A 26,545-nucleotide genomic window follows, 5' to 3' on the forward strand; every position below is an offset into this window, starting at 1 on the left:
AACAACATGAAGCGTGTTGCTTGGATTACTGATAGTACAACTGCGAGTTTTAAAACAGAGGGAGATAACTTTGTTATCCCAATTGAAGTTATTATCGATGGTGTGTCGTACAAAGATTGTGAAGAAGGTGTGCGTGAGCGAGTTTATAATGCTTTGAACGAAGGTAAAACTGTCACTACATCACAGCCTAACATAGGGGAAATGGTAGATTTATTTTCGAAATGCAAAGAAGAGTATGAAGAGGGATTTGCAGTTGCTATTAGCGGAAAAGTAAGTGGAACCTATCAAAACATGAAGTTAGCGGCAGAAATGGCAGGTTTCCCATTAACAGTATTAGATAGCGAAACAACAAGTTATCCAATGGATGAACTAATTAGAAAAGCGAAATCGTTATACAATGATGGTATGACTTTACAAGATATACACAATACATTAGCAGATGAAAAAAGAAGACCTTTCCACGTATTCCCGAAAAGTTTAAAAGGCCTTTACGCAAGTGGACGTGTAAAGGGAGTTCAATTTTTACTTGGAAGCTTATTAAGTGTCAACTTAATATTAGAAGTAAAAGGTGGAGAGCTTTTACTTGAAAAGAAAGTTCGTAAAATCCAAAAATGTCGAGAATACATTAAAAATGAACTTGAAAAAGAATTACCAAAAGTACTTCACATGTTCCATGCTAACGATAAAGATGGAGCTGAAGAATGGATTTCGGATATTAGACAAGCATTCCCTGAAATGGACTTTAAACTATATCCATTACCAATTTCATTTGCGGTTCATGCAGGTGAAGGTACAATAGCAATTAGTTATTAAGAGGAAAACCCGTGAATGATTCGCGGGTTTTTTTTATTTAATTAAATAATTAAAGTAAAATTGGAGGCATATTACGTCGCCATCAATCAAAAAAGCTCATTTTATCGTTTTGGGGAGTAACCAATCCTTCTACTTGATTTGAAATTAAAAATATAAACCTTTGCCTACTGGTTGAACAGTTTCTAGAACAGCATCGACCATTTTTTCATTGATTAAGGTTCTTATAATCCAAGCTGAAAGATCTTGAGCAGCAAAACAGCCTGCAGCAGTCGAGATATTTCCTTCGTTCACGAAACTTTGTTCAATAACATCTACATCGAATTCTTTAAGCTGTTCTACTACGGACGGATATGTAGTCGCTTTTTTACCTGTTAGCAATTTTTTAGCTCCTAGTAGTAATGAACCAGAACACATAGATCCTATTAATTGTCTTTGAGGATCTACATGAATGTTTTTAATATATTCTTGGTTTTTATATAAATCTTGTACCCCCTTACCGCTTGCAAATATTACTGCATCAGCAGTAGGAATATCAGATATGCTTCCTGTCATGGGAATACGTAAGCCAGACATGGATATATGAGTTTTTTCCGTTCCTAATAGTTGAACGTTCCAATCAGAAACACCGCCAACTAAACGTACACGATTTAATAAATCCCATGGTAAAAAAACATCTATATCAGTAAAGTTATCGAAACAGACTATTGCAATTTTCATTTTCTAATCCCTCATTCCGTATGTATATCCCCTTATTTAGAATATAAACTTCTCTTTTTTATGTTCTATATTAAGTTATAAACTCCTGTATATTCCATACAATGAAAATTTAATTAAATAAAAGGATTATACACTTATAAAATATGTGGCATCCAATATCCCATACATAACGTAAATAATGTTGTTTAGAATGTTTAAAGGGTTTTTAAATATAAAAATAGAAATCTATATAAAAAAATATATAAATGGTAGTGATGCTATGAAAATAGGTAAATTTGGAGAATTAAACAACATAAGTATTGATACAATTAGACATTATATGGACCTGGGTCTGATTATTCCTGAAAAAAAGGGAGGTCACTATTTTTTTGACGAGTATTGTCAAACAGATTTAGAGCTTATATTACATTACAAAGAGCTAGGATTTAGTTTGAATGAAATTAAAGAACTATTTTTTTATAAAAATTTAGCGAAATCTATGAATTACGAAAAAGATACTTTTTACCAATCTTTATTTAAACTGAAATATGACAAGTTGGAACAGGAAATAGAACTTTTGGAGAAGAAACGGGATAAATTAAAGGAAGTGTTACATGATTTATTATTAACAAGTGAAACCTCTAATTCAATTATAGGGATAGATTTAAGCGTACTTCATTTGCTTACATGTTCTAGGTGTAGCAAAAAGCTAATTCTTCAAGATGGAATTATTAATAACAATCAAATTACTGAGGGAAAGTTAATCTGTAATTGTGGGGAAGAATATATAATTACCTCAGGAATAATAACTGCTAGTAAATTATTCAAAGCAAATGAGCAACCGGCACATAAAAATACTATTTCGGATTATATTCATGAAACTGATAATGCGTATTTGGAAAATATGCACAGAGAAGGGCAATGGGCGAAAAAGAAACTATTACATTTAAATTTAAATAACAAATTAATACTGGATATAGGATCGGGACTTGGGTTCTTTTTGAGAAACATTTATGAAGAACTGCCAGAAGATTGCCTATACATTGCAGTGGATCGAGATTTTAATAAACTTTTATTTTTAAAGGATGTATTAGCGAGTATAAATCCGAAAAGAAATATTCTCTTTATCTGTGCTGATTTTTTGAACATCCCTATTCAGAACAAGTCTGTTGATATTGTAATTGATCATTCTGGTACGAGCAATTATAGTTTTGAGCATGAGAATTTTTTACTTCACAAATTAAATCCACTTTTTAAAACGGATTGTTATTTATTAAGTTTATTTATTTTATTTAAAAATTTCAGCTCAAATAGCCAAATTACAAACAACTTTCGAGCAAATTTTACACTTTCAAAAGTAACAAAAGAAATCCAAAATCTACAGTTTCAATCCATCGATGAAAGTACTTCAAACTATTTGAAACGAGGTGGAAAGTACGAGAATTTCTTTATTGAAGGAGAAGAAATTTATACATATTCATTTTTTGGAAAAAGATGAGGTTAAACCTGTCATAAAAAGTTCGGTTTTATAACTGAACTTTTTATGACGATACATATTTATACTTTGGTGATTAACAGAAAAAGAGAATGTTAATTTAAATGTTTAGCACTCACTGGACAGTCTCTTGTCGGTGTATGTCTAGTAAGAGAAAAGATAGCCAAACATAAAGATAATAAAACTAGAGATCCACCAACCCAGGCCATGTTGGCAACATTATGTACTTGTTTTAAAGCTATACCTCCAACTGCAGAACCGAGTGAAATTCCTATTTGTAGGGCTGAATTATTAAAACTTTGCTGTATATCTGACGTATTTGGGGCAGTTTGGATTAAATAACTTTGTTGAGGTGGTGCAAGCCCCCAACTCAATGCAGCCCAAACTATCATAACAGGAATAAATAGGATAATAGAAACTGTCGTGAACGGTAATATAAATAAGATTAGAGCAAATAAAGTAATAACTATCACAATACTTTTTGGAGCGCCTATTTTATCTGATAAAACACCGCCGAACGCTCCGCCACTTACTGCAGCTATACCAAATACTAAATAAAATATGCTAATCCAATAAGGGCTTAGGTGAAACTTATCTTCTAAAAAAGGAGTAAAATAAGCATATAGTGTATAGTGTCCAGCTAACATAAACATGGTAGCTAGATGAGCAGCGCCTAGTTTTGGACTACAAACGGCCTTTAATTGAATAGATAAAGGAATTCGATTTTCCTCTCCAGGTATTTTCTCTAAAAATACTGAAATTAAGATGATAGATCCCAATGAAAAAATAGCAATACATAAAAAGATAACTCTCCAGCCAAATGTGTTCGAAATTAAAATGCCTAGTGGTACTCCTAGAACAAGTGAAGAGCTAATACCCATATAAATTAATCCTAATGCTTTTGCTCGGTAAGAGGGTTTAACAATCTTTGCTGCAATTGTAAGGGAAAGTACTACAACTAAAGCTGTACTCATAGCAGTTAAAATTCTTGCTATCATCATAAAAGTAAAGTTTGGACTGAAATACGTAAGTATATTACCAATTAGAAAAATATAAAGTGAAATAACATACAATTTTTTTCTTTCCACTTTATTTGTAAAAATTAATAATACAGGACCTGCTATTGCATAAGTAAAGGCGAAAATTGTAATTAATTGCCCAGCGGAACTTAATGAAACATTAAAATCTTTAGCGATGTCTGGCAATATTCCTCCAACAATAAGCTCTACAAGCCCTACGGCTATTGTTGCTAAAGCTAATATAAATACTTTGAAATTCATTTTTTGTAATCCCTTCTCGTCATTATTTACCATAGAATAAAAAAACTCCTGACTACAAACGCTATAATACGCATTTTGTAGTCAGGAGTTATTGGTTCCTGGTAGAGACCCCCAAGCCATATTCTTGGAGTTATACATGATTCTCATATGTAATTAATCAATGTAATAGAAGATACCATATTACTTTTTATATTTCAATAAAAAATTAGCATTCGTATATATAATCCTAAGTTTTTTATAGCAATCATTTTATTTCTATCATTGTAGAGAGACGTAAAAACCCATAGTTGATAAAAGATGGGGTTAGCCCCATCTTTTATTTATTTCTCCTTAAAACTTTTCAAATTGTACATATTGATATTGGGTTAACCCGAGACCATACACTATATGTAATACAAAGAAAAGCGAGGGAAATGTTATGGGCAGTTTACGATTACATATAGAAAATAAAAAAAGCAAACAAGAACTTAGAAACATTTTTTTATATTCAATTGCAAAAACAGTATCATTATTCGGTAGTTCAATTTATAGTTTCGCACTAGGATTATATGTTTTACAAATAACTGGATCTGCGTTAAATTTCGCGATTACGCTCATTTTAGGAACAATTCCCATGATTGTTTTAAATCCTTTTGCTGGTGTCATTGCTGATAAAGTTAATAAAAAGAAACTGGTTGTTTGTATGGATTTACTAAGTGGAGGATTATTAATTACTGTCTATATATTAAGTAGTAGTTACGGATTAAACTTATTCATCATTTATACTACAACCTTTCTTATGACGCTGTTTACAACCTTTTTTGGAATAGGATTAGAAGCTGCAAAACCAAATATGGTCTCTAAAGAGAGATTAATGAGTATTAATGCGATAAGTAAAATTATAGATTCTGTATCTTTAATACTTGGTCCAATGTTAGGCGGTATTGTTTTTGCTGTTTTAGATATTAAAATTTTTATAATAATAAATGGTATTTCATATATTCTTTCGGCTATATTCATATTTTTTATTAACTTTAAATCGTTCGAGCAAAACATAAGTGAGGAATGTTCAATTAGAGAAATTCATTTTATTAAAGATATAAAGGAGGGATACTCTTACTTAATGGAGAGAAAAAGCTTAAAAAATACGTTTAGTATATTAATTTCCCTTAATTTCTTCTTAGGTTTTACTGTAATTGTTCCACTACCATACATATTAAACTCGGTACTCAACTTAAGTTCGAAACAATTCGGTATAATTCAAGGTACTTTTTCGATTGGTATGATAGTTGGGGCAGTATTAGTAAAAAAGATAACTGATCGCTTTCCTTATTCCTATTTATTGAAAAAAATAAGTTTTATATTAGGGATTTTTATGATAGCGTTGGGAATACCTGTTTTATTTCAAACTATTGAAGTAAATAATCTGGTATACGTTACTTTGTATTGCATTATTATGTTCTTTTTAGGTCTAATGATTGCACAAATTGATATTCCTTTAATGTATTTCATGCAAAATGAAATTCCTGATGAATATAGAGGAAGGGTTCTTAGTATTGGATTAAGTATAGGTAAAATAATACAGCCGGTAGCACTGGCAATATCAGGATTATTATTAAATTACATTCCAGCTTATATGCTTCCGATTGCAGGGGGGATTGTATTTTTTATTTTGAATCAAGTTTTCACAAATAAACTAAATTTAGAAATTCATTCAAAAGATTTTAGTGTTTGATGTAATCTAAAAAGCGCAGGATAATCATCCTGTGCTTTTTTATCGTAATTCAGCTGTTTTTCTAATAACAATCTTATCAATATCATCTTCTTCATCACCGATAAATAAACCACGTTCTTTTAAATACGCCTCAAAATATAAATCTGCTTCTGCACGTTCATCATATGGTTTTACAGATAGAACGAAACCTAATTTATTTTGTTCCTCTAAATGAGAAGTGGAGATGTAAGCCGGTACATTGTGGCGTAAAAAGAGTTCTTTAACCGGAATAATCATATCCTTCATTAATTTTGTTAACATACCCATTTCAAACTCAAAATTAAAGCGATCAATGCTACATAAATCTGCGAATACAACACCGATAAAACCTGTATTAAATACTTCTTGATAATCTACTTCTTCATTACCGTAAAAATTCTTTTCGATTAAATAATTTATAAAGTAAGCTACACCATCACTTTGTTCAAATGGTTTCGTTGAGAGAACAAAGCCGATTTTCTTTTGTTTATGTAAATACACACATGACATGTATGCTGAAATGTTATGTTCTTTAAATAGAGAACTTGTTGCTACGGAAAGACCATCAAGTACGTGATGTACAATTTGAAGTTTTTTACGAGCGAAATAATAGGATTTCTTTTGTAACTCCAATGTATCAATAAAGACAGAGCCGATAAAACCTGTATTTGAAATAATAGGTGTTTGCTTTTTTCTTCCTCTGCGCTTTGCTTGAGCCATTGTAAAAATCATCCCTTCATGTACAATTAAAATAAAAAGAACATTTGTTCGTGTATTTATATTTTACTATTAAAACGTTATAAAGTAAAGGGTTTTTGACGAAAAAAACAACAAAAAAGACACCTGTAAAAGGTGCCTTAAACGCTGTAGGAAAGAGGGTTCATCCATACAATTTATATTATGATACAGAAACAATCTCTTCTGTATCTTCTACATCTAAATGACAGTCCATAGTACGAACATCTTGATCTTCATGACTTCCGAAATAAATAGTAATTTTCATATGTATCGCTCCTTTATTCTAGGAATACCTAAAATAATTACTAGTAATGTTAATATTTATTATATACCACTTTTTTCATTCCGACAACGTTATATCATTTTTAATTCTTTTAGGGTGAAAAGAGTGATGTATAGAGCTATTTTCATAGAAAAAGGCACATTTTATATATGTTATATTTAATACTGAACGATTCGAATACGCATTTTTATGAAAGGAGAAAAGGAATGAATTATAAACAGTTATTAATAGATAATTTTACATATAAAACGTCATATATTGCGCGGCACTTACATGGAATGAATGTAAAAGAAACGAAGGACTACATTGCTGTAGACTGTGGTTTACCTGCAGATACATTCAATATCATTACTTTGCTAAACAATAATTTAACGGGTAGTACCGAGTTATATAAAGAGGTAAACAACTATAATCAAAAGAAATTTCCAATGAGTGTTTGGTTTTGGGATGATAGGTATGAACAGGCTATAAAAAACGAATTAATAAAACTTGGCTTAAAAGAAGCAGAACAAAATATTGCGATGGTAGCAGACTTAAAAACAATATATCCAACAATAAACATGCCAGAAGGTTTTATAATAGAAAAAGCATCTTCGTCAGGACAAATTAAAAAGTTTGGAGAAACTTTAGCTAATTTATTTGGTACATCAGAGGAAGGTGTACATGTACAATCATTCTACAATGAAACTGCTTCTTTTGACTTATGGAATAGTAAAAATATGAAACTGTACTTAGGACTTTATAAAGATGAAGTTGTATCGGTTGGTTCATTAGTGTGCACAAAAGATAGTATTGGTATTTATGATATAGCAACTAAAGAAGAAATGAGAGGGCAAGGATTTGGCTCCACTATGTTTCATTACTTGCTGCAGGAAGCAAAGGAATTAAACGTTGCTCAATGTGTATTACAAGCATCACCAGATGGGATTAATATTTATAAAAAGGCGGGCTTTCAATCTGTGGGACAAATGACTGTATTTGAAAATCGACATTTAATTGAATAAATTATCCGAGCTAAATTGCTTACATGTAGGAGTAAATACATCATTATGAAAAAGATATATATTATTACAATACTTTGCGCCTTTATAGTAATAGGTACCTTTGTTTTTTATAAAGTAGATGAACTTAAGTACACGAAAGCTATTAATCAATCAAATGATATAAAAAATATTGCACATAGAGGAGCTTCTGCGTATGCACCAGAACATACAATAGCAGCTTATTCATTAGGACAACGATTAAAAGGAGATTATATAGAAATTGATCTTCAAATGACAAAAGACGGACATTTAGTAGCTATGCATGATGAAACAGTAAAACGCACTACAAATGGTACGGGGCTAGTTAAGGAACATACATTAGAGGAAATAAAGCAACTTAATGCAGGTTCTTTTTTCAATAAAAAGCATCCAACTTTAGCCAACAAAGAATTTGAAGGTGCTAAAGTCCCAACACTAGAAGAAATTATTGAAACGTTCGGGCATAATGCTAACTATTATATTGAAACAAAATCACCAAATCAATATGCTGGTATGGAAGAAAAACTATTAGCAATTATAAAGCAGTACGAAATAAGTGATAACGTTATTATTCAATCATTTAGTGAAGAAAGTCTGCAAAAAATTCATAGTTTAGATGTTAATATGCCGCTAGTACAATTACTACCTTACAAAAAGGCAGTTCAATTAACCGAATTAGAAATAAAAAAGTATAAAACATACTGCATCGGTCTTGGGATGAACTATAAATATATTGATTCAGCTTATGTAAAGAGAATAAAGAAACATGGATTAGAAGTTCATCCATTTACTGTAGATAATGAAAAAGATATGAAAAAGTTACTTTTATGGGACGTTGACGGGATGTTTACGAATTACCCGGATCGATTACACTCATTATTACAATCTTAAACTATATTGTTGTAACTATCGCTGAATCAATAATTCAATTATCCACAAGTATACAATGATAGTTCGTCATCCAGATGGTTACATCATTAAGTACATAGAACCGATATTGAAATAAAATCTGAAAAAGAATCCAATAATTTTATTGGATTCTTTTTATTTAGCTATAAGTGATTAACTTAAAGCAATACGATTTTGAATTTATATATAAAATATTACATTGAGTATGACTTTTCGTAATAATCATTAGAAAGTAACAAAAATGTAATGGATTTTAACTACGCTTTTTATATTTTTTTGATACACTGGCTACGAGAGGAATACCGATTAATGTAGGTAAAAACCAAAACCATATAGGTGGCAGTAAATTAATTAAGGGAATATGAATACCGACGTTTACTAAAAGTGCAGTTACCGCACCTATATAAGAACCTAACATACCTCTAATATGATGATGCAGCCAATTTTTCCAACGTTGTTTTCGCGCAAGGTAGCCATAAATCGCAAATGAATAAGAGAAAATTGCTACATAAAATAAATATGCGATTTTATCCCAGTTTATAATGGATAATATAATTGCAGTAAGGGTGATTACAACATAGGATGCATGATATATTTCACCCCATTCCGTATGTTTTCCTTTCTTCTTTTGAGCAATCATCGCTATTATCCCAGTGATTAAACATATCGTTCCAAATAATATGTGGATGGTTAAAAGAATGTTGAAAATGCTCATAATAATTCCTCCCTTTTTATTTTTATAGTATTGCAGCATAGGAGAAAAGTTGAAACATATTGTTTATTCACTTTAATATATTGAAGTAAAGGTACTTCAAGAACAAGTTTAAACGGACAAATTTTTCTTGAGTTTAGTGAGACACGTATTACGTGAAATGAAGGAGAGACTTCCATGTTTACATCTATTACATATTTACAATCAGGGAATGACAAGCAACAAAAAGTATATGATGTTTTGAACAAACTAAATATTATGGAGGATTTAGCTTTGTATAGTCCTGTTCTTTGTGGGACAATCCCTATAAGAATTGATACTCTTCAATCTGACTTAGATATAGTAATGGAAGTACATAACTTTGATGTTTTTGAACAGGAAATGAGATCTTTATACGGTTCTTATAAAGGGTTTAAAATAAAAAAGAAAAAAATTAAAAATATCGAATCGATAAAGGTGAATTTTGAATTTGAAGGTTTTGAATTTGAATTATTCGCTCAGCCTAAGCCAGTGCGTAATCAAAATGCATATAGACATATGATAGTAGAGCACATGCTATTAATGCAGCATCCTCATATAAGGGAAGAAATTCTTCGCTTAAAAGAGAACGGTTTAAAAACAGAACCTGCTTTTGCTCAAGTATTAAACATTAACGGAGATCCTTATGACGGACTTATTGTGTTGGGGCAGGAAATGCGGTTGTGGTAAATAAGATACATAAAAACTCCTCTATAGATAAAAGAGGAGTTTTTGTTATGACATTAGCTTACGAATTAATTCACTCAGTAATTTAATCCCATTAGTCATTTGCTCTGGAGAAGCATATCCATATGATAAACGAATATACCGATCAGATTCTTCTTCATAAATACGTCCTGGATTTAAAAGAATTCCTTTTGATAGCGCCTCTGAAAATAATTTTTTCATCGGAATGTTAGGTACAACCTTTAGCCATATAAAGAATCCACCACTAGGAATATCCCACGATGCAACATCTGCACAGTACTTATTTAAAGCCCGTATCATGATTTTTCTTCGTTCTTTTAATTGAATTCTTACGTTTGCAACATGTTCCTCATAAAAGCCATTATGTATCCATTCAGCAGCAACTCTTTGGGATAACGAACTCGATCCATAGTCTGTTTGCATCTTTATATCTGACAATCTATCAATAACTGGTTCGGGTCCAATGATCCATCCAATTCTAAGTCCAGGGCTAAGAGTTTTAGATAAACTACCAACGTATAATACATGTCCATGTTTATCTATCGACTTTAAAGGAGCTGGAGGGGGTTCATCAATCCATAACTCGCGGTAAATATCATCTTCAATAATAGGCAACTGTTCCTTTTCGCATATCTTTATTATTTCTTTTCTCCGCTCTTGAGACATTAATATCCCTGTTGGGTTTTGAAAACTAGGGATAGAATATAAAATGTTTCTCTTTTGACTGTATTTAATGCGTTTTAATAATTCGTTAGGTAAAATACCGTGATGATCCATAGCTATACCAGATAAATTTATATTTGCTGATTGAAATACATGAAGTGAATATAAGTAAGAAGGTTGTTCAAGTAATACTGTTGATTCTCTATGCAAAAGACCAATTGATATTAATTGCAATGCTTGTAATGCACCAGAGACGATTAATATAGAACTGGCTGATGCATGTATTCCGAATGATTTTACATATTTACTAATTGTTTCACGTAACGGTAAAAAACCTTTTTGTTCTTCGTATCCAAAATAATCTAATTCGTCACATACACTTGTCATAATGGACTGCATCGTTTTTAGTGGAAAAAGTTCAGGAGCAAGTTCACCTTTACTAAGATGGATAAGTGTTTTATTTGCTTCTGCTTCATTTATTTCTCGTACCATTAACTTGCTAGGTTTATGAATACCAGCCTTTACATATTCACTCCAATCAGGCGGTGGATTTGTCGCTAATAATGACCATGTATTATTTGTTACAATTGTTCCTGCTCCAATTTGTCCTTGAATTAAGCCATCTGCCATCATTTCATCTAGCGCAGTTATTACAGTACTTCGATTTACATGAAATAATTTGGCTAACTGCCGTTGACTAGGGATCTTACTTCCAATAGGCCATTCTCCGTTTTCGATTTTTTCTTTCATATATTCTACTATCTGCCGATATTTAGGCAGTTTTTTATTCGTTGTCATAAAAAAACTCCCTCGTTCACTTTAAAAATGCCAAGTGGTTGGTTTTTACGATAAATAACTGGTTGAAGACATTGTAACAACTATTAAATATGATGAAAAGAAATAATTGGTAATTTAAAAATGGTTGGTTTATTAGAAAGGGAGAGAAAACATGCATAATAAAAAATGGGATTTACGCATTATATATGCTCACGCGTTTACGATCCTTATATGGGGAACTGCTTTTCCGGCAATTCGTATGGGACTCGAATCTTATACACCTGAGCATCTTACTTTACTACGCTTATTAATCGCTTCATTTATACTTCTGTTGTTTTCTTTTATCTACAAGTTACGACTACCAGACTTAAAGGATATCCCAGCAATTTTTATGTTTGGTGCTTTAGGGTTCACTTTTTATCATATTGCATTAAATTACGGCGAAAAAACAGTAAATGCTGGTTCTGCAAGTTTAATTGTTTCGGTCACACCTATAGTAACGGCAATTCTTGCTTCTATATTTTTAAACGAAAAAATGAAATTAAATGGTTGGATCGGTGGTGTAATTAGTTTTATAGGAATTGCTCTCATATCATTTAGTCAAGGAGATACTATGCAATTAAATAGTGGAGGATTATTTATATTATTAGCAGCGATTTCAGAAAGCCTATATTTTGTTTTCCAAACTTCTTACTTAAAAAAGTATGGCTTCTTAACATTTACCATATATACAATTGTATCTAGTACTGTATGTATGCTTATTTTCTTACCGGGATTGTATCAAGAAATACTAGCAGCTCCTCTTGAAGTGAATGTGAGTGTTTTATACTTAGGTTTATTTCCAACAGTACTCCCATATATCGCATTGGCCTATATCATATCTCATGCTGGTGCTGCTGAGGCAACAAGTTCTCTATATTTAACGCCAGTAACTGCATGTTTTATTGCTTGGTTATGGTTAGGTGAAGTACCGACATTTGTTTCAATAATCGGCGGGGGAATTACTATACTTGGAGTTTTAATTGCGCATGTATCATTAAAGAAAAAAATGAAAAATGCAGAGTACTATAATACAACAAACTAGCTTTTATTTTGTGATAATAATTTAACAATTAACGTAACCAAGTAACTTTAGAAATTGAAACAGGGATTTATTTTAGTACGTTGAATATATAAATACATTCTCATTATAAAGGAGCTTACCATTTTGAATGTCCAATTAAAGGTTGTTACGAGAGAGAATTGGGAAGATGCCTTAAAGCTACAAGTTAAAGAAAATCAAACGAAATTTGTTCCATCTGTAGCAGTTTCACTTGCTAAAGTGTATATAAAACCAGATGGTGACAATGTGGAGTACATACCATTTGCGATATATGATGACAATCTATTGGTTGGTTTTATTATGCATGCTGTTGTAAGAGAAACAACTGATATGTATTGGATAAATGGATTTATTGTCGATCAAATGCAGCAAGGGAATGGTTATGGAAAAGCGGCATTACAGAAAAGCATCTATTTAATAAAAAATACATATAAGGCGTGTAAAGAAATTAGATTAACGGTACATAAAGATAATATTTTTGCAAAGAAACTATATGAACGTGCCGGTTTTCAATCATTGGGACATGATTATGATGGGGAGCAAGTGTATCGTTTATTTGTTTAAGTATTATAAAGTAAAGGTGTGAAAGGAAAGATGCAATTTTCGGAAGTGAAAATCGAAGTGTTTATTCTTGAAGAATACATTGAGATATTACGGGATGAGCTAAATAGAATTGGTGCTTGTAAAACGGGAAAATATGACCATTGTCTATCCTATAGTTCCGTGAACGGATACTGAAGACCATTAGACGATGCATCACCTTTTAACGGAGAAATTGGTCAAATATGCGAAGGGCAAGAATGTAAAATTGAAATAAAGTGTAAACAGGACCTTGTAAAGGATGCCCTTGAAGTGATTAATGAAATTCACCCGTATGAAACACCTATGATTTATATTATCCCAATATTAAATGGCTATTTTAATCAAATATAAAATTAATGACTGGGAGGAATAACAATTGGAAAATAAATTTCATTATATTGTACGAGCTGTAATGTTAAAGGGAAATAAATTATTATTGGCTGAATATATTGGCCATCATTATTTTTTACCAGGTGGTCATGTTGAAGTTGGCGAATCAGCTGAGAATGCATTAATAAGAGAACTAAGAGAAGAACTCGGAGTGAATTGTAGCATAAAACAATTTTTAGGCGTGATAGAAAACCAATGGCAAGACCGTGAAGTTCTTCATCATGAAATCAATCACATTTTTGAAGTAGATTCGCAAGAGTTACATATTGATTTCATACCAAATTCTAAAGAATCTCATTTAGCGTTTCACTGGATAGATTATAATCAAGAAGCTTTACATACATATAAAATCATGCCAGCTCCATCAGTTAAAAAGTTATTAGAAAGAAAATTAAGCGATGAACTACTAAACTGTTGGATTAGCAATTTTTAAGCACCTCTATTAATAGTAAATACGTCCACCGAAAGGAGATTAAGAAAATAGGCTAAAAAACAAGGTACATCACCTAGTGTAAGTTCATATTTTGTTGATGTACGCATTTAGTCTATAGTCTTTTTTCTACTTTGTTTGCAAAAATATATAAACTTTAACATTTGGACGGAATTTATTTTTATAAATGGAGGGTTTCGTAATGAATCAGTTTCAACAAGATCTACAATCATTAAACCTTAATGATTATCAGTCTGGTAATGTTGTATATTGGGATCAACTACAACAAAATCAATATCCATACTATTACATTCAAGATGATGCACGTCGTTGTGGCGGGTGCGGAGGTTGTGGTGGTCGCTGTGGTGGATGTGGCGGCGGAAGATGCGGAGGTTGTGGTGGTCGTTGTGTAGGGTGCGCTGGTTGTTTCGGTTGTTTTAACTGCTGGAACTGGTGGATCATTTAAGTATAGAAAGAAAACTATTTTACTTGAAAGAAAGGTGTGGAAATTATTTTGCACTTTTCTTTCAAATGTAATTGTTATGCGTATTAAGGGGGATTTATTTGTATACTTACGATAAGTTAATTTCTTGGGTAGAAAATATAAAAGAAAAAATCATAGTTCTGCAACAGCACTTTGTATTATAAAAGATAATAAAATTGTACTAGAGCATTATAGTGGACATCACTCAAATACATCGACTAATAAAAAAGTGACCGCATCTTCACAGTTCAATGTTGCTTCTGCTAGAAAAAGTTATTTAGGTTTAATGGTAGCCTATGCGCTTTACGAGGGGAAAATAAACTCTATTGACGATGAAGCGATAAAGTATTTTAAAGACTTTGATTCTGCATTGCTCGGTAAAACAACGATAAGACATTTAGTAACCCATTCGCACGGTTTAGGAGAAACGAATGACGGAACAATTTTTCGGGAATTTGAACCTGGACAAGCATGGGCGTATAGAGATATAAATGTAAGAATGATAACACGTCTTATTTATCAGCTATATAACAAAAGTTTTCCTGAATTGTTAAAGGAGCGTGTATTTGATTTAGCTGACTTCAAAGAAACAGGTTGGAGAATTCAACAAGATGAGAACTTAGTTAAAGTTGTTAATAATCCAAGCGAAGACGCGATTAGTGAAATTGGTACAGTAGATGATGGTACTGAAAAAAATCTGTTTGTTTCAGCTAGAGAATTTGCGCAGTGGGGCAATCTGCATTTAAATCGAGGTATGATAAACAGTAAAAAATTGTTCCAAAAGAAGTTATAAAAATTACTACGAGTTTGCAGAGTCCAACATTTGTAAATAAAGAACTACCACAAAACGGGTTGTTTTGGTTCGTTCAAAATGATCCAGCACTTTTAAGTGAGCTTGGTGAACGAGTTCCAAAAGGATTGTTTCAAATACTAGGAATTACAGGACCGACCATATTAGTAATACCTGAATATAATGTAGTTGTTGCGAAAATGTATAATAAAAGATATAACTACGGCGGTGATAATTATTTATATTATTTACGTGAATTCAGCAATTTAGTCGCGGATACATTTCGTAACGGTAATGGGGCATAATTACTCCTATAATGAAAAGGAGTGAGAAAAGTGAAAGATAAAATGAATAAAAATAAAAAGCAAAACATTAAAGATGTAAATACAGAACAAAATGCAATTTATAGCGATCCGAAAGATGCAGCTAATATGCAGACAGTACCGCAGCCGAAAGATTTTGATGAAATTGAATATTAATTTTTCGACCATCCGACTATATGATGAATGGAAAATACATCTTAAGTCCCATCACAAGATTGAAATCTTTTGGTATTCTAAATACATAAGCATTTGAAAATGTCTTATCTTAACAAAGCTTTCTTTAAGTAAATCTAATATAACCTGCAAAAAGACACTTCATTTTGGAGTGTCTTTTTGTGTACATAAATTCAATTTCCATTTTTCGTGCAGTATCTTGCTTTTTATGCTGGTTATACTAACTGTGAAAATTCATGTCATGATAAAAGAAGGGGACAGTTAGTATGAAACAAACCTCTATAAATCCGTTACTAATTGTTCTAGGTACAATCATTGTTCAAATTGGCCTTGGAACAATTTATACATGGAGTTTATTTAATCAGCCCCTTGTCAGTAAATTTGGATGGAATCTCAATGCGGTTGCAATAACTTTCTCCATAACAAGCTTTTCTTTATCATTTTCAACCTTATTTGCAGGAAAGTTGCAACAAAAATTAGGGCTTAAAAAACTCATCGCTACTGCTGGGGTTGTGCTGGGACTCGGTTTAATACTTAGTTCACAAGTTTCTTCCTTACCATTACTTTATTTATTAGCTGGTGTAGTAGTTGGTTACGCCGATGGAACTGCTTATATTACATCATTATCTAATTTAATTAAATGGTTTCCAAATCGAAAAGGACTTATTTCTGGTATATCTGTTTCTGCATATGGAATGGGCAGCTTAATCTTTAGATATATAAACGGAAGTCTCATCGAAAGTCTTGGTGTATCACAAGCATTTTTATATTGGGGGATCATCGTTTTACTTTTAGTATTAACCGGTTCGTTCTTCTTACGTGAAGCAAAAGTGAGTAATACAGTAACTGAGACATTACACAATGATTATACGCCTCGTGAAATGATGCGAACGAAACAAGTATATCTATTGTTTTTTATGCTATTCACATCGTGTATGGGCGGTCTATATTTAATCGGTATGGTAAAAGATATCGGGGTACAGCTCGTTGGACTTAGCGCAGCAACTGCAGCTAACGCCGTTGCAATGATTGCAATTTTTAATACGGTAGGTAGAATCGTTCTTGGAACGTTATCAGATAAAATTGGCCGAATGAAAATTGTCTCTGCAACGTTTATTATTATTGGATTGTCAGTCTTTACTTTGAGTTTCATTCCACTAAATTACGGCATTTATTTCGCTTGTGTAGCAAGTGTTGCTTTTTGCTTTGGTGGGAATATCACAATCTTCCCAGCCATTGTTGGAGATTTCTTCGGATTAAAAAACCATAGTACAAATTACGGGATTGTATATCAAGGTTTCGGGTTTGGTGCACTTGCAGGAGCGTTCATTGGAGCGTTACTTGGTGGATTTCAACCGACCTTTATTATAATCGGTGTTTTAAGCGTTATTTCCTTCATCATTTCGATATTAATTCGTCCACCTAAAGCAGAGAAGAAAAAAGAAACACAACATTTATATCGGAAAGTAGCTTAATTTTAAAAAGAGTCCTCATATAGGACTCTTTTTATATTGCAAAATATTTGATGTTGTGTAGGAAGAAAAAGTTACTTAATTCAAAGTGAAAATGATTTGAAAGATAATAAAGTAATTTATTTCTTTAGCAACTAAGTAACAGATTAGTAAAATATTCATATTGTTTTATAAAGGCACGGAAATCATGTTATAAATCTACATTAACCACCTTTGTTATTAAATATGAAATTCATTTGTACACCATTATTTTATTATAAAGGTAGTTGGCTTATATTGGTTACAACTATAATTTCTTCTTTTATTGCATTCACTTCAACAAATATTGATGACATTTTTATACTTCTTGTTTTATTTTCACAAGTAAGGACAGGAGTAATTAAGAAAGAAGGTAGATCTGTCAGGGAAAAAACTAAGATGAAAGAACTTCATGTTGTTATTGGACAATATTTGGGGTTTAGTTTCATTATTTTTCTAAGTATCATCGGTTCTTTAAGCTCTTTTTTCATTCCTGTTTCGTGGATCGGATTATTAGGATTCGTACCAATTTATATGGGAGTAAAAGGGCTATTGTCAATTCGTTCGTATAAAAGTAATGAAGTCATAGATAACGCTTCTAGTTCAATATTTAAAATAGCTTCCATTACATTAGCAAATGGAACTGATAATATTTCGATTTATATACCAATGTTTGCTAGTCAAAATCTTAATGCCAATATTGTTACATTAGTAATCTTTTATTGCATGTTAGCAATATGGTGTTTTATTAGCTATAAATTGTTAAGAGCTCCTATTTTAGCTAAAGTACTTAAGAAAAACTGTCATATTATCGTTCCAATTGTTCTAATTGGTTTAGGAGTGTTTATTCTTTTTCACAGTAATACATTTGAATTATTGTACTAATATATTGAAACTAACGGCAGTTTTAATTAAATAAATCGAACTACGTATAAAGCCTTATTACAGATAAAATGTAGTACGGCTTTGTTTATTGTAGTGAAATGAAACGTTGCTCTAGGACTATTAAATTAGACAGGATATTACGATTATTAAATTGAATAGATACTTTAAAAGGAGCGTGATAATTAAAATGAAAATAGTAAAACAATGGGTCCAAGAAGATAGTGATTACATAAGAGAAAAAGTAATTGAGTATAACCAAAAACATATTTCGGATGAAGAGAAAAAGCTTTCAGAAAAAATTAGTTTTATAGTGAGAAATGAAAAGGAAGAAATTGTAGGCGGAATAACTGCGATTACATGTTGGCACCACGTACATGTCGATTTCCTTTGGGTTTCTGAAGAGTATAGAAACGAAGGATACGGAAGTAAGTTATTAAAACTAATTGAAGAATTTGCAATTGAAAAAGAGTGTAGGCTAATCAATTTAGATACTTTTAGCTTTCAAGCACCTGCTTTTTATAAAAAACATGGATATAAAGTAATTGGAGTAAGTAAAGATCACCCTAAAGGGCATAATCGATACTATTTAGAAAAAAGGTTAGAAAGTATTTAGAATCCCAACAATAAATCAATCAAACCATAAAGAGCGTACGTTGAGTTATTACTTTCAAAATACGTTCTTGTTTTATTTGGAAATGAAAAGATATTGATTAATACCTTTACTAAGAGCAGATAAATGAAATACTCTATTAATTTTTTTATTTTTTAAAACGATTAAATGGTAGAATGTAACAAAGACAGAAAATTCCCGTTATTGAAGGTGAACTTAGATGAAGAAAGTAAATGTTACATATGCACTTTTATACGATAAAACAAAGGAAAAGATCTTAATGGTAAAAAACAAAGGAAAGAATGGTTCCTATTACACATTACCAGGTGGCGCAGTTAAATTTGGGGAAACGTTAGAAGAAGCAGTTATTCGAGAAGTGAAGGAAGAAACTGGGCTACATATAACTGTAAACGGTATTTGTTACATTAGCGAAGCTTTTTTTGAAGAGAGAGGACACCATGCAATTTTCTTTAATTTTTCAGGCGAAATAATCGGGGGAGCGACATATATATCAAGGCCAAAAGAAATCGAAGAGATTACTTGGATGGAATTACATAAAGCAGCACCGCATTTACGTATACCAGAACAATTATTAAATACATTACAAAGGAAAGGAACAGCACCTTACTTTTTTAACGGAACAATCATTCATCAATCTTCATAACATTATCATTTCATGTAAGGCGGGGAAAAAATGGAGTTTATCGTTAATCATAAACATTTCACTCAAGCACTTTCAGAAGTAAGTAAAGCTATATCTACGAAAGTTATAATCCCTATACTATCTGGTATAAAAATAACCGCAGATCAAACCGGAATTACTTTAATCGCAAGTAATTGTAATATTTTTATTGAAAAATTCATCCCTAGTTCCAACGAAGATGACCAAATTACAACTATAGTAGAAGCAGGAAATATTGTAGTACCTGCAAAATATTTTATTGAAATTATAAAGAAAATGCCAAGCAATATAACAATAAAAAGTAAGGATGAGCAAATTATCACGATACAGTCAGAAGAAATCATATTAAACTTAAATGGACTTCCAGCATATGAGTTTCCGAATGTACCACTTATAGACGATCATGCAAAAGTACAAGTAGAAACAGAACAATTGATTGAAGTGTTTAAACAAACTGTCTTTGCAGTAGCTAAAAATGAATCTAGGCCTGTTCTTACTGGCGTTCATTTAGAGTTAGATCATAATAAGTTAATTTGCGTAGCAACTGATTCTCATAGACTTGCTATACGTGAAACGATAATTTCTTCAGATGCGAAAGCAAGTTGTATCGTACCAAGTGCAACTATTAGTGAACTGTTAAAATTAATGAGTAGTAATTCAGAATTTGTATACATCTATCTTTCAGAAAGTCACATTATTTTTACATTCGGCACAACTACGTTATATTCAAGACTAATTGAAGGGAAATATCCTAATATATCTAGTTTAATTCCAAATGAATTTCAGACAGTCATTAACGTAGATAGAAAAAGGATTTTACAAGGTGTAGATCGATCCAGCTTATTAGCAAGTGAATGGGCAAATAACAATGTCAACTTAGAAATCATAGACGAATCCACATTAAAAATTTCTTCTAACGCGTCTCAGATTGGTAAAATATCCGAGACACAACAGATAGATGCGATTCAAGGTGGAAAACAATTAAATATATCTTTCGATGGACGATTTATGATGGATGCTTTAAAAGCAATAAAAGAAGAAACGGTTACTTTAAGTTTCAGTGGTTCTATGAGACCAATATTAATTGAAGCAGGGACGCAATCTGCAGCAGTACATCTTATATCTCCAGTGAGAACTTATTCATAACAAAGGAAGAAATTACATTATGTACAAGCACACCTTATGTTTTATAAAGAGAAATGAAGAGATACTTATGTTAAATAGAGAATATGACCCTATAAAAGGATTGTGGAATGGGGTAGGGGGAAAGATAGAAAAGGGAGAAACACCTTTAGAGAATGCAATCCGTGAAATAAAAGAAGAGACTAATATAGAAGTTATGCATGACCAAATTCAATTTAAAGGGATTATTAAGTGGGAGGACTCTTCATATTCTGGCGGTATGTATATTTATCTAGTAGAGCTACTTAATGAATTTACATATCAAACTCCAAAAAAAGTATCAGAAGGAATTTTAGATTGGAAAGAGATTTCTTGGATTTTAAGTGACTATAATTACGGTGTAGGAGAGATGATACCAAAATTTTTATTTGAAGTACTCCACAATGAATTATTATTAGAGCACAATTTTGTTTTATCTAATCATAAACTAATAGATTATAGGAATGACGAATTGGCTAAGCAGGACAGCTCTATATATAATATAGTTCAATTATAAAAAGCAGGAATTGTAATCTATCATACACAGCAAAATAATTTTAACGTAAATGATTCGAAGAGTAGCTAAAGAGAAAATTCATATGAGGATGAGTGTAATGAAGAAACTAATTATTTTACTCATAGCTGTAGTTCTAATTACTTTTGCTTTTTATCAATATAACAAAAAAGATGGTTTATCTAAAAATGATAAGGTGTATGTAGAAGACTTTAAAGGCAAAAATGATTCAAACAAAATACAATCTGCTATTAATAAAGCAGCATCTAGTAAAATGAAAACAGTATTGCTTGATGATAAAAAGTATAAAATTACGTCACCAATTATAGTGAAACAGGGTGTAAAGTTATTATTTGGTTATGGAACACAATTTGTTGTTGAAGGTAATTTTAGAGTTCTAGAATTAGAAAAAAATGCTTCTATCGAAGGAGCCTATATAGCAATAGACGATCCTACATTTAATTCTGAAGTTATATATTTAGACGGAAAAAATAAGTATTATAACACTTGGCATAAGACACAAATAAAAGATATAAATATTATCAATTGGACAGAAACGAATAAAGGTACCGGAATTTCTTTGTATGCTGGTGGGAAAGAAAATGAAATTTCATTTATTAACTTTGAAAATATAAAAGTTGTAGGAATGGAAACTGGGCTAAAATTAGTAGCAAAGAAACCGCAATCTGGTTATGCCTGGATAAATGCCAACCGTTTTATGAACTTTTCACTTGAAGATTGTGTAAATATGATTTATATGGATAGTAATGTGACTACGCCAAATGAAATTAGTGGTAACCAATTTACAAATCTACAAATACAGCCATCAAGTAAAACCAAAAATATATTAAGAGTAAGTGGACAACATAACGAGTTCAATGGAATGGTGTGGGATTTACAGAAAATCAATCATGAAAAAGAACTCATTGAACTAACTGATAAGAGTATGAATACAGTTATTAATATTACCTCAGTACAGACAAATAGAGTTTTAGATAGTGGGAAGGCAAATATAGTGAAATAAGTTTAAATACAGAAAAAGAGCGAATTCCTTATAAAAGGTTGCGCTCTTTTTCTGTATTTAATTAAATTTCTTTCCACCAGCTTGATGACGGATAGTCTGTAGATTGTAACGTAATCGATTCACCAATTTGCGGCGTTGCGATTTTAACTCCTAAACGCTTTGCTTCTTTCGTAACTCGTTCAATCGGATCACTCCATTCATGTAATGCTAATGTAAAAGCACCCCAATGAATCGGGAGGAGTAGTTCTCCTTTCACGTCAAGATGAGCTTGTACGGTTTCTTCTGGCAACATATGAATAGCAGACCATCTCGGATCATATTGTCCGCATTCCATCAATGTAAGATCAAATGGACCGTATTTATCACCAATTTCCTTAAAGTGAGGAGCATAGCCGCTATCACCACTAAAGAAAACTTTAGTCTCTTGCCCAAGAATAAGCCATGAACACCATAATGAACAATCTCTATCTGTCATACCACGTCCAGAGAAATGCCTTGCAGGCGCACATACTAACTTAATATTATCAAATGTAATTTCGTCCCACCAATTATGCTCACTAATTTTACTAGGTGAAACACCCCATTTAATAAGGTATTGTGCAACTCCAGTTGGAACATAAAAATGCTTTGCGCGATCTTTTAACTGCAGAATACTTTTATAATTCAAATGATCATAGTGATTATGTGAAATGATAATCGCATCAATTTCTTGAAGGTCATCACGTTCTAAAGAAAAAGCACCACTATAACGTTTACTAGTAAACAGAGGAAATGGGGAAGAGGCATCTCCAAACATCGGGTCTAATAACAATGTTTTACCTTCTATTTTTAATAGTGAAGCAGAGTGCCCAAACCATGTCACACTCTCTAAAGACTCATTATTTTTATCTGATAAAACAATAGGTAAATTTTTTACAGGACGCAGCTTTGATTTCATTTTAAAGTAATCAGTCATTAAACCGATAATATCTTTCGGTTTAAAACTTACATCAGTATGAATTTGATTTACATATTTCTTTTTCATTCGTTCTCCTTTTTACGTTTAACAATATACGTATGTTGTTATTGTAGCTAATTGTAGTTTAAACGAATTTAATTTACCTTTCACCTTAAATGCAGTACATTTCATAAATTTGTCAAATTCATTATTTTTATATACAAAAAACAACACATGCAGCAGTTAAAACTAATATAAAGCAAATGTAAATTGTTTTAATTTGGTAAATACTTTCTTATAAGTAACAAAGAACATACGTTTCGTTATATGTTATAGAAGAAAATACGTCTCTAATTATTAAAAGAAGGGAAGAGCACCTCAGAAATCGCCATACTTGCTAATGTGTCTGCTAGGTATATTCGTATGGTTTTAACAGACAATAACGTTCCAAGGCGTGCTATAGGGAGTTGGAAGAGGAAATATGCAATAGCAGAAGATTATTTTAAAACGTGGTCAAATAACATGGCTTATATATTAGGGTTTATAGCAGCAGATGGTGTTATACAAAAAGAAAATCAATGTGTCAGTATATCTCAAAAAGAAAGTTACATTTTAGAAGATATAAAACAAGAACTAAACACCAACCAGCCACTATATCAAAATAAAAAAACAGGCGTATATATGCTAAACATTAATAGCAAAACAATAAAAGACGATCTTATAAACGTACACGGAATTAAGCCCTGTAAATCTTTTAACATTGAATTTCCTTTTGTACCAGAAGAATATTTACATCACTTTGTTCGTGGGTATTTTGATGGGGATGGTCATGTAAACTCCCATAGATATTTTGTTAGCTTTGTTGGAGGATCGTATAATTTTATGAATTCTTTTAAAGATATCCTTGAGAATAATAAATTCCAATTAAGTTTTGTTGACAAAGAAAAACAATATCGTATTTACCTAAGTGGTAAAAATAATGTTAATAAATTTTCACAGTGGATTTATAAAAATAAAGGTTTGCATTTAAAGCGTAAATACAATATTTTTCAAGAAAAAGAATAATTGTAATAATGATCGAATAATTCACGATGAATTATTAATTGAAATCAAAGTAATTGCTATAGCAAACTAATTATAAATATAGTTAAGTCAATCTAAAAGCAACTTGTTTAATCATTAATTTTAAACGAGTTGCTTTTTATTGTGTTTATAACCGCTCATATACAAGACGAATACCAAAGCCTTCAAATTACACCAATTATAAATAAAGAAAAGGGGGGGGTAAAACACTTGACTAATATATAATAAGTTCATTACTTTTTACTAGTTGACATAATATATATTATAGGCAGTTATAGAAACAAAGCAATATCAGGTATCAAAAACCAAGTAAACTATACTTAATGAGATGAAATGGAGATTTTTAGTGAGATTTACACAAAATCGTATGTAAACGAATTTCTACAGTTTTTATCGTTTTTATTTGTTATAAATCCATCGCAGCAAATCTTAATCAATAATCGCTTACGATTTAACGAATCAAAAACATTTTTGATCAGGAAGAAATTTTTATACAGAAAAATTATTTCTATACAAAATATAAATTTATATTTTATGTGTTACTTTATGAATTTATTGCTATTTGCACTCGTTTTATAACTTTGTATGATTTGTTGTTATTTATGCTTGACTTTCATTACACTCATCTTTTTTTATTCTAGTTAACATAACGTTTATTTTTAACGTAAAAAAATCTCCCTCACCTTCAGGAAGATTTTTTAGCTTGCTAGTATTTCATTTATAAGATTTTAATAACAATCCCAATTGTAAATAACATTGGAAAAATCTAGATTTAATAAATCGTCTTTTTTTATAAAGAAATTAGCAACACCAGAATCTCCCCATATAATATTTAATGAATCGTCTGTATCGATTTGTAGCAATAACATGTCATGTTGCTCGTATTTTTCTTCCCATTCTCTTGGATCTGTCTGTGTGAAAAATGGATACCCACCAATTTTATGCCCTTGATCTTTACATAAATCATCATACAGTTCGCCTAATTCTGTATTATTTTCTTCATCAACAATTTCTTCCCAATCAATTTCCTCACTAAACATCTTTTCAAATCGATGATCCCTTGGTGTTACTGGTTGATAACCTAATTCAAAATTCAATTTCACTGCTTCAGGTATGATAAAGTCCTCTAATTCTAAATTGTTTAAATAACTAAAATCAGTAATAACCTTACTTAAATCTTCTATAATTGTAGAATGATAAATAATTCGAAAGTCTTTTTGAGTTGTTGGATGATCAAAATCTGCTCCATAAAGTTCATCATCAGCACTTACGAAAAATTGTAATATTCCCTCTTGAGGCATATATTCAACATGCGGTATTTTTTCAAAATTTAGCTGAGCAAGTAACATCATAGGTTGTCCATTTGAATCTTTAGGATGCTCTTGACCAATTGGGAAATACGGATACCCACCAAACTTACTTTCAAAAAGTGTTGTCTCTGCTAATGTTCCAGACACGTTTATATACGGTTTCACACTTTCTTCTAAAATAGTACGATACTGCTCTAGTTCTTTCGGAATTTGAAGTTGATACGTATTCTTCATTACATTTACCTCCCTTTAATATTGAATTGAAAATGCATTACTTAATTATATAGCAAGAGATAGCGTCATTGAAAATTGTTAAAAGTCCGTTTTCACCCTAGTTTTTTGCGCACTTGGCGGACAAAGTAAGTTATGTTCTAATACCTTTTTATTAATAGTCCGAATTAAATTCGCTGCTTCTGTAGTGTTTGTATTTTCTTTTAACCTTTCTTTTAAATCATCAATTTCTTTTGACAGCTCAATCCACCTTGGTAAAACATGATTATTCTTTAACGTTCTATACAGTTGCTTCTCAGGATTGTACGAAAGGTCTTTATCTAGATTAAGAGGTTTCCCTTTACCAGGCAAATTATCAAAAGACCCTTTCTTTGCTGCTTCTTTAACGATAGAACTAATATGATCCTCATACGTATAAGACCAAACTTTCTCATCTTTTACTAATATCTCTTGCTTTTTTAGTTTTTTATCTAGTTCTTCTTGATTCATAGATTCTC

27 protein-coding genes, 2 pseudogenes and 1 riboswitch are annotated in these 26,545 nt (G+C 31.4%); of the genes and pseudogenes, 21 read left to right on the top strand and 8 right to left on the bottom strand.

Annotated elements, in window-relative coordinates; translation table 11 throughout:
* Positions 1 to 6: 6 nt before the first annotated feature.
* A complete protein-coding gene (locus AC3WTI_RS04170; protein WP_087956225.1) occupies positions 7 to 813 on the top strand; it encodes a DegV family protein in 807 nt (268 codons plus the stop codon).
* 144 nt (positions 814 to 957) lie between these two features.
* Here the strand turns inward: AC3WTI_RS04170 and AC3WTI_RS04175 are convergent, their stop codons facing one another.
* Complete coding sequence (locus AC3WTI_RS04175) at positions 958 to 1,530, bottom strand: DJ-1/PfpI family protein (RefSeq protein ID WP_087956224.1); 573 nt, start codon at positions 1,528 to 1,530, stop codon at positions 958 to 960.
* Between the two features lie 259 nt (positions 1,531 to 1,789).
* Here AC3WTI_RS04175 and AC3WTI_RS04180 point away from each other — a divergent pair, with 259 nt between their 5' ends.
* Positions 1,790 to 3,007 (top strand): MerR family transcriptional regulator, encoded by a 1,218-nt coding sequence (locus AC3WTI_RS04180; protein WP_097841160.1) that lies wholly within the window; start codon positions 1,790 to 1,792, stop codon positions 3,005 to 3,007.
* Positions 3,008 to 3,099: 92 nt separating this feature from the next.
* Here AC3WTI_RS04180 and AC3WTI_RS04185 read toward each other — a convergent pair whose 3' ends face one another.
* Positions 3,100 to 4,284 carry an MFS transporter gene (locus tag AC3WTI_RS04185; protein ID WP_087956267.1) on the bottom strand — a complete coding sequence of 395 codons (1,185 nt, stop codon included), beginning with the start codon at positions 4,282 to 4,284 and terminating at the stop codon, positions 3,100 to 3,102.
* A 58-nt stretch (positions 4,285 to 4,342) separates the two neighbouring features.
* Positions 4,343 to 4,442, bottom strand: a riboswitch (purine riboswitch).
* 260 nt (positions 4,443 to 4,702) lie between these two features.
* Here AC3WTI_RS04185 and AC3WTI_RS04190 point away from each other — a divergent pair.
* Positions 4,703 to 5,998: an MFS transporter gene (locus AC3WTI_RS04190; protein WP_087956223.1), complete on the top strand. Its 1,296-nt coding sequence runs from the start codon at positions 4,703 to 4,705 to the stop codon at positions 5,996 to 5,998.
* Positions 5,999 to 6,037: 39 nt separating this feature from the next.
* Here the strand turns inward: AC3WTI_RS04190 and AC3WTI_RS04195 are convergent, their stop codons facing one another.
* The gene (locus AC3WTI_RS04195; protein WP_087956222.1) at positions 6,038 to 6,736 is read right to left on the bottom strand and encodes a hypothetical protein; all 699 of its coding nucleotides are present in this window, start codon (positions 6,734 to 6,736) and stop codon (positions 6,038 to 6,040) included.
* A 507-nt stretch (positions 6,737 to 7,243) separates the two neighbouring features.
* Between AC3WTI_RS04195 and AC3WTI_RS04200 the strand changes: the two genes are divergently transcribed.
* Complete coding sequence (locus tag AC3WTI_RS04200) at positions 7,244 to 8,041, top strand: GNAT family N-acetyltransferase (protein ID WP_087956221.1); 798 nt, start codon at positions 7,244 to 7,246, stop codon at positions 8,039 to 8,041.
* Between the two features lie 45 nt (positions 8,042 to 8,086).
* A complete protein-coding gene (locus tag AC3WTI_RS04205) occupies positions 8,087 to 8,950 on the top strand; it encodes a glycerophosphodiester phosphodiesterase (RefSeq protein ID WP_087956220.1) in 864 nt (287 codons plus the stop codon).
* A gap of 271 nt (positions 8,951 to 9,221) precedes the next feature.
* On the opposite strand, the gene AC3WTI_RS04210 is transcribed toward AC3WTI_RS04205, so the two are convergent.
* Positions 9,222 to 9,683: a DUF2306 domain-containing protein gene (locus AC3WTI_RS04210; protein ID WP_087956219.1), complete on the bottom strand. Its 462-nt coding sequence runs from the start codon at positions 9,681 to 9,683 to the stop codon at positions 9,222 to 9,224.
* Positions 9,684 to 9,857: 174 nt separating this feature from the next.
* Here AC3WTI_RS04210 and AC3WTI_RS04215 point away from each other — a divergent pair, with 174 nt between their 5' ends.
* Entirely contained in the window at positions 9,858 to 10,388 is a 531-nt protein-coding gene (locus AC3WTI_RS04215; RefSeq protein ID WP_097841075.1) for a DUF4269 domain-containing protein, read from the top strand.
* 45 nt (positions 10,389 to 10,433) lie between these two features.
* On the opposite strand, the gene norG is transcribed toward AC3WTI_RS04215, so the two are convergent.
* Positions 10,434 to 11,867: an efflux pump transcription regulator NorG gene (gene norG / locus AC3WTI_RS04220; RefSeq protein ID WP_087956217.1), complete on the bottom strand. Its 1,434-nt coding sequence runs from the start codon at positions 11,865 to 11,867 to the stop codon at positions 10,434 to 10,436.
* Between the two features lie 151 nt (positions 11,868 to 12,018).
* Here norG and AC3WTI_RS04225 point away from each other — a divergent pair, with 151 nt between their 5' ends.
* The 14 genes and pseudogenes from AC3WTI_RS04225 to AC3WTI_RS04290 all read left to right on the top strand — a co-directional run bounded on the left by AC3WTI_RS04225 (position 12,019) and on the right by AC3WTI_RS04290 (position 22,487).
* Complete coding sequence (locus AC3WTI_RS04225; RefSeq protein WP_087956216.1) at positions 12,019 to 12,930, top strand: DMT family transporter; 912 nt, start codon at positions 12,019 to 12,021, stop codon at positions 12,928 to 12,930.
* A 123-nt stretch (positions 12,931 to 13,053) separates the two neighbouring features.
* Complete coding sequence (locus AC3WTI_RS04230) at positions 13,054 to 13,512, top strand: GNAT family N-acetyltransferase (protein ID WP_087956215.1); 459 nt, start codon at positions 13,054 to 13,056, stop codon at positions 13,510 to 13,512.
* A gap of 30 nt (positions 13,513 to 13,542) precedes the next feature.
* Positions 13,543 to 13,881: pseudogene (gene cutA / locus AC3WTI_RS04235) on the top strand (divalent cation tolerance protein CutA).
* Positions 13,882 to 13,906: 25 nt separating this feature from the next.
* Positions 13,907 to 14,353 (top strand): NUDIX domain-containing protein, encoded by a 447-nt coding sequence (locus tag AC3WTI_RS04240; protein WP_087956214.1) that lies wholly within the window; start codon positions 13,907 to 13,909, stop codon positions 14,351 to 14,353.
* 199 nt (positions 14,354 to 14,552) lie between these two features.
* Positions 14,553 to 14,816, top strand: coding sequence for a heterocycloanthracin/sonorensin family bacteriocin (locus AC3WTI_RS04245; protein ID WP_001071346.1), 264 nt, complete (start codon positions 14,553 to 14,555; stop codon positions 14,814 to 14,816).
* Between the two features lie 98 nt (positions 14,817 to 14,914).
* Positions 14,915 to 15,929 (top strand): annotated as a pseudogene (locus tag AC3WTI_RS04250) (serine hydrolase domain-containing protein).
* A 30-nt stretch (positions 15,930 to 15,959) separates the two neighbouring features.
* Positions 15,960 to 16,103: a hypothetical protein gene (locus AC3WTI_RS04255; RefSeq protein WP_000653369.1), complete on the top strand. Its 144-nt coding sequence runs from the start codon at positions 15,960 to 15,962 to the stop codon at positions 16,101 to 16,103.
* Between the two features lie 284 nt (positions 16,104 to 16,387).
* Positions 16,388 to 17,596 carry an L-lactate MFS transporter gene (locus tag AC3WTI_RS04260; protein WP_087956211.1) on the top strand — a complete coding sequence of 403 codons (1,209 nt, stop codon included), beginning with the start codon at positions 16,388 to 16,390 and terminating at the stop codon, positions 17,594 to 17,596.
* Positions 17,597 to 17,869: 273 nt separating this feature from the next.
* Complete coding sequence (locus AC3WTI_RS04265) at positions 17,870 to 18,496, top strand: cadmium resistance transporter (RefSeq protein WP_097841076.1); 627 nt, start codon at positions 17,870 to 17,872, stop codon at positions 18,494 to 18,496.
* A gap of 187 nt (positions 18,497 to 18,683) precedes the next feature.
* Entirely contained in the window at positions 18,684 to 19,109 is a 426-nt protein-coding gene (locus AC3WTI_RS04270; RefSeq protein WP_087956209.1) for a GNAT family N-acetyltransferase, read from the top strand.
* A 217-nt stretch (positions 19,110 to 19,326) separates the two neighbouring features.
* Positions 19,327 to 19,770: an NUDIX hydrolase gene (locus AC3WTI_RS04275; protein WP_492304339.1), complete on the top strand. Its 444-nt coding sequence runs from the start codon at positions 19,327 to 19,329 to the stop codon at positions 19,768 to 19,770.
* 30 nt (positions 19,771 to 19,800) lie between these two features.
* A complete protein-coding gene (dnaN, locus tag AC3WTI_RS04280) occupies positions 19,801 to 20,934 on the top strand; it encodes a DNA polymerase III subunit beta (RefSeq protein ID WP_097841077.1) in 1,134 nt (377 codons plus the stop codon).
* A 19-nt stretch (positions 20,935 to 20,953) separates the two neighbouring features.
* On the top strand, positions 20,954 to 21,466 hold the full coding sequence (locus AC3WTI_RS04285; RefSeq protein ID WP_097841078.1) for an NUDIX hydrolase: 513 nt from the start codon (positions 20,954 to 20,956) through the stop codon (positions 21,464 to 21,466).
* Positions 21,467 to 21,548: 82 nt separating this feature from the next.
* Complete coding sequence (locus AC3WTI_RS04290) at positions 21,549 to 22,487, top strand: hypothetical protein (protein WP_097841079.1); 939 nt, start codon at positions 21,549 to 21,551, stop codon at positions 22,485 to 22,487.
* A gap of 61 nt (positions 22,488 to 22,548) precedes the next feature.
* On the opposite strand, the gene AC3WTI_RS04295 is transcribed toward AC3WTI_RS04290, so the two are convergent.
* Entirely contained in the window at positions 22,549 to 23,511 is a 963-nt protein-coding gene (locus tag AC3WTI_RS04295; protein WP_097841080.1) for an MBL fold metallo-hydrolase, read from the bottom strand.
* A 336-nt stretch (positions 23,512 to 23,847) separates the two neighbouring features.
* Here AC3WTI_RS04295 and AC3WTI_RS04300 point away from each other — a divergent pair, with 336 nt between their 5' ends.
* On the top strand, positions 23,848 to 24,489 hold the full coding sequence (locus AC3WTI_RS04300) for an LAGLIDADG family homing endonuclease (protein ID WP_097841081.1): 642 nt from the start codon (positions 23,848 to 23,850) through the stop codon (positions 24,487 to 24,489).
* 746 nt (positions 24,490 to 25,235) lie between these two features.
* Here the strand turns inward: AC3WTI_RS04300 and AC3WTI_RS04305 are convergent.
* Together AC3WTI_RS04305 and AC3WTI_RS04310 are read right to left on the bottom strand one after the other, a co-directional pair.
* The gene (locus tag AC3WTI_RS04305; protein WP_097841082.1) at positions 25,236 to 26,051 is read right to left on the bottom strand and encodes a YwqG family protein; all 816 of its coding nucleotides are present in this window, start codon (positions 26,049 to 26,051) and stop codon (positions 25,236 to 25,238) included.
* A gap of 78 nt (positions 26,052 to 26,129) precedes the next feature.
* Complete coding sequence (locus AC3WTI_RS04310) at positions 26,130 to 26,537, bottom strand: DnaJ family domain-containing protein (protein ID WP_142305853.1); 408 nt, start codon at positions 26,535 to 26,537, stop codon at positions 26,130 to 26,132.
* Positions 26,538 to 26,545: the final 8 nt, after the last annotated feature.

It is taken from the genome of Bacillus sp. EB106-02-03-XG38 (assembly GCF_058792175.1).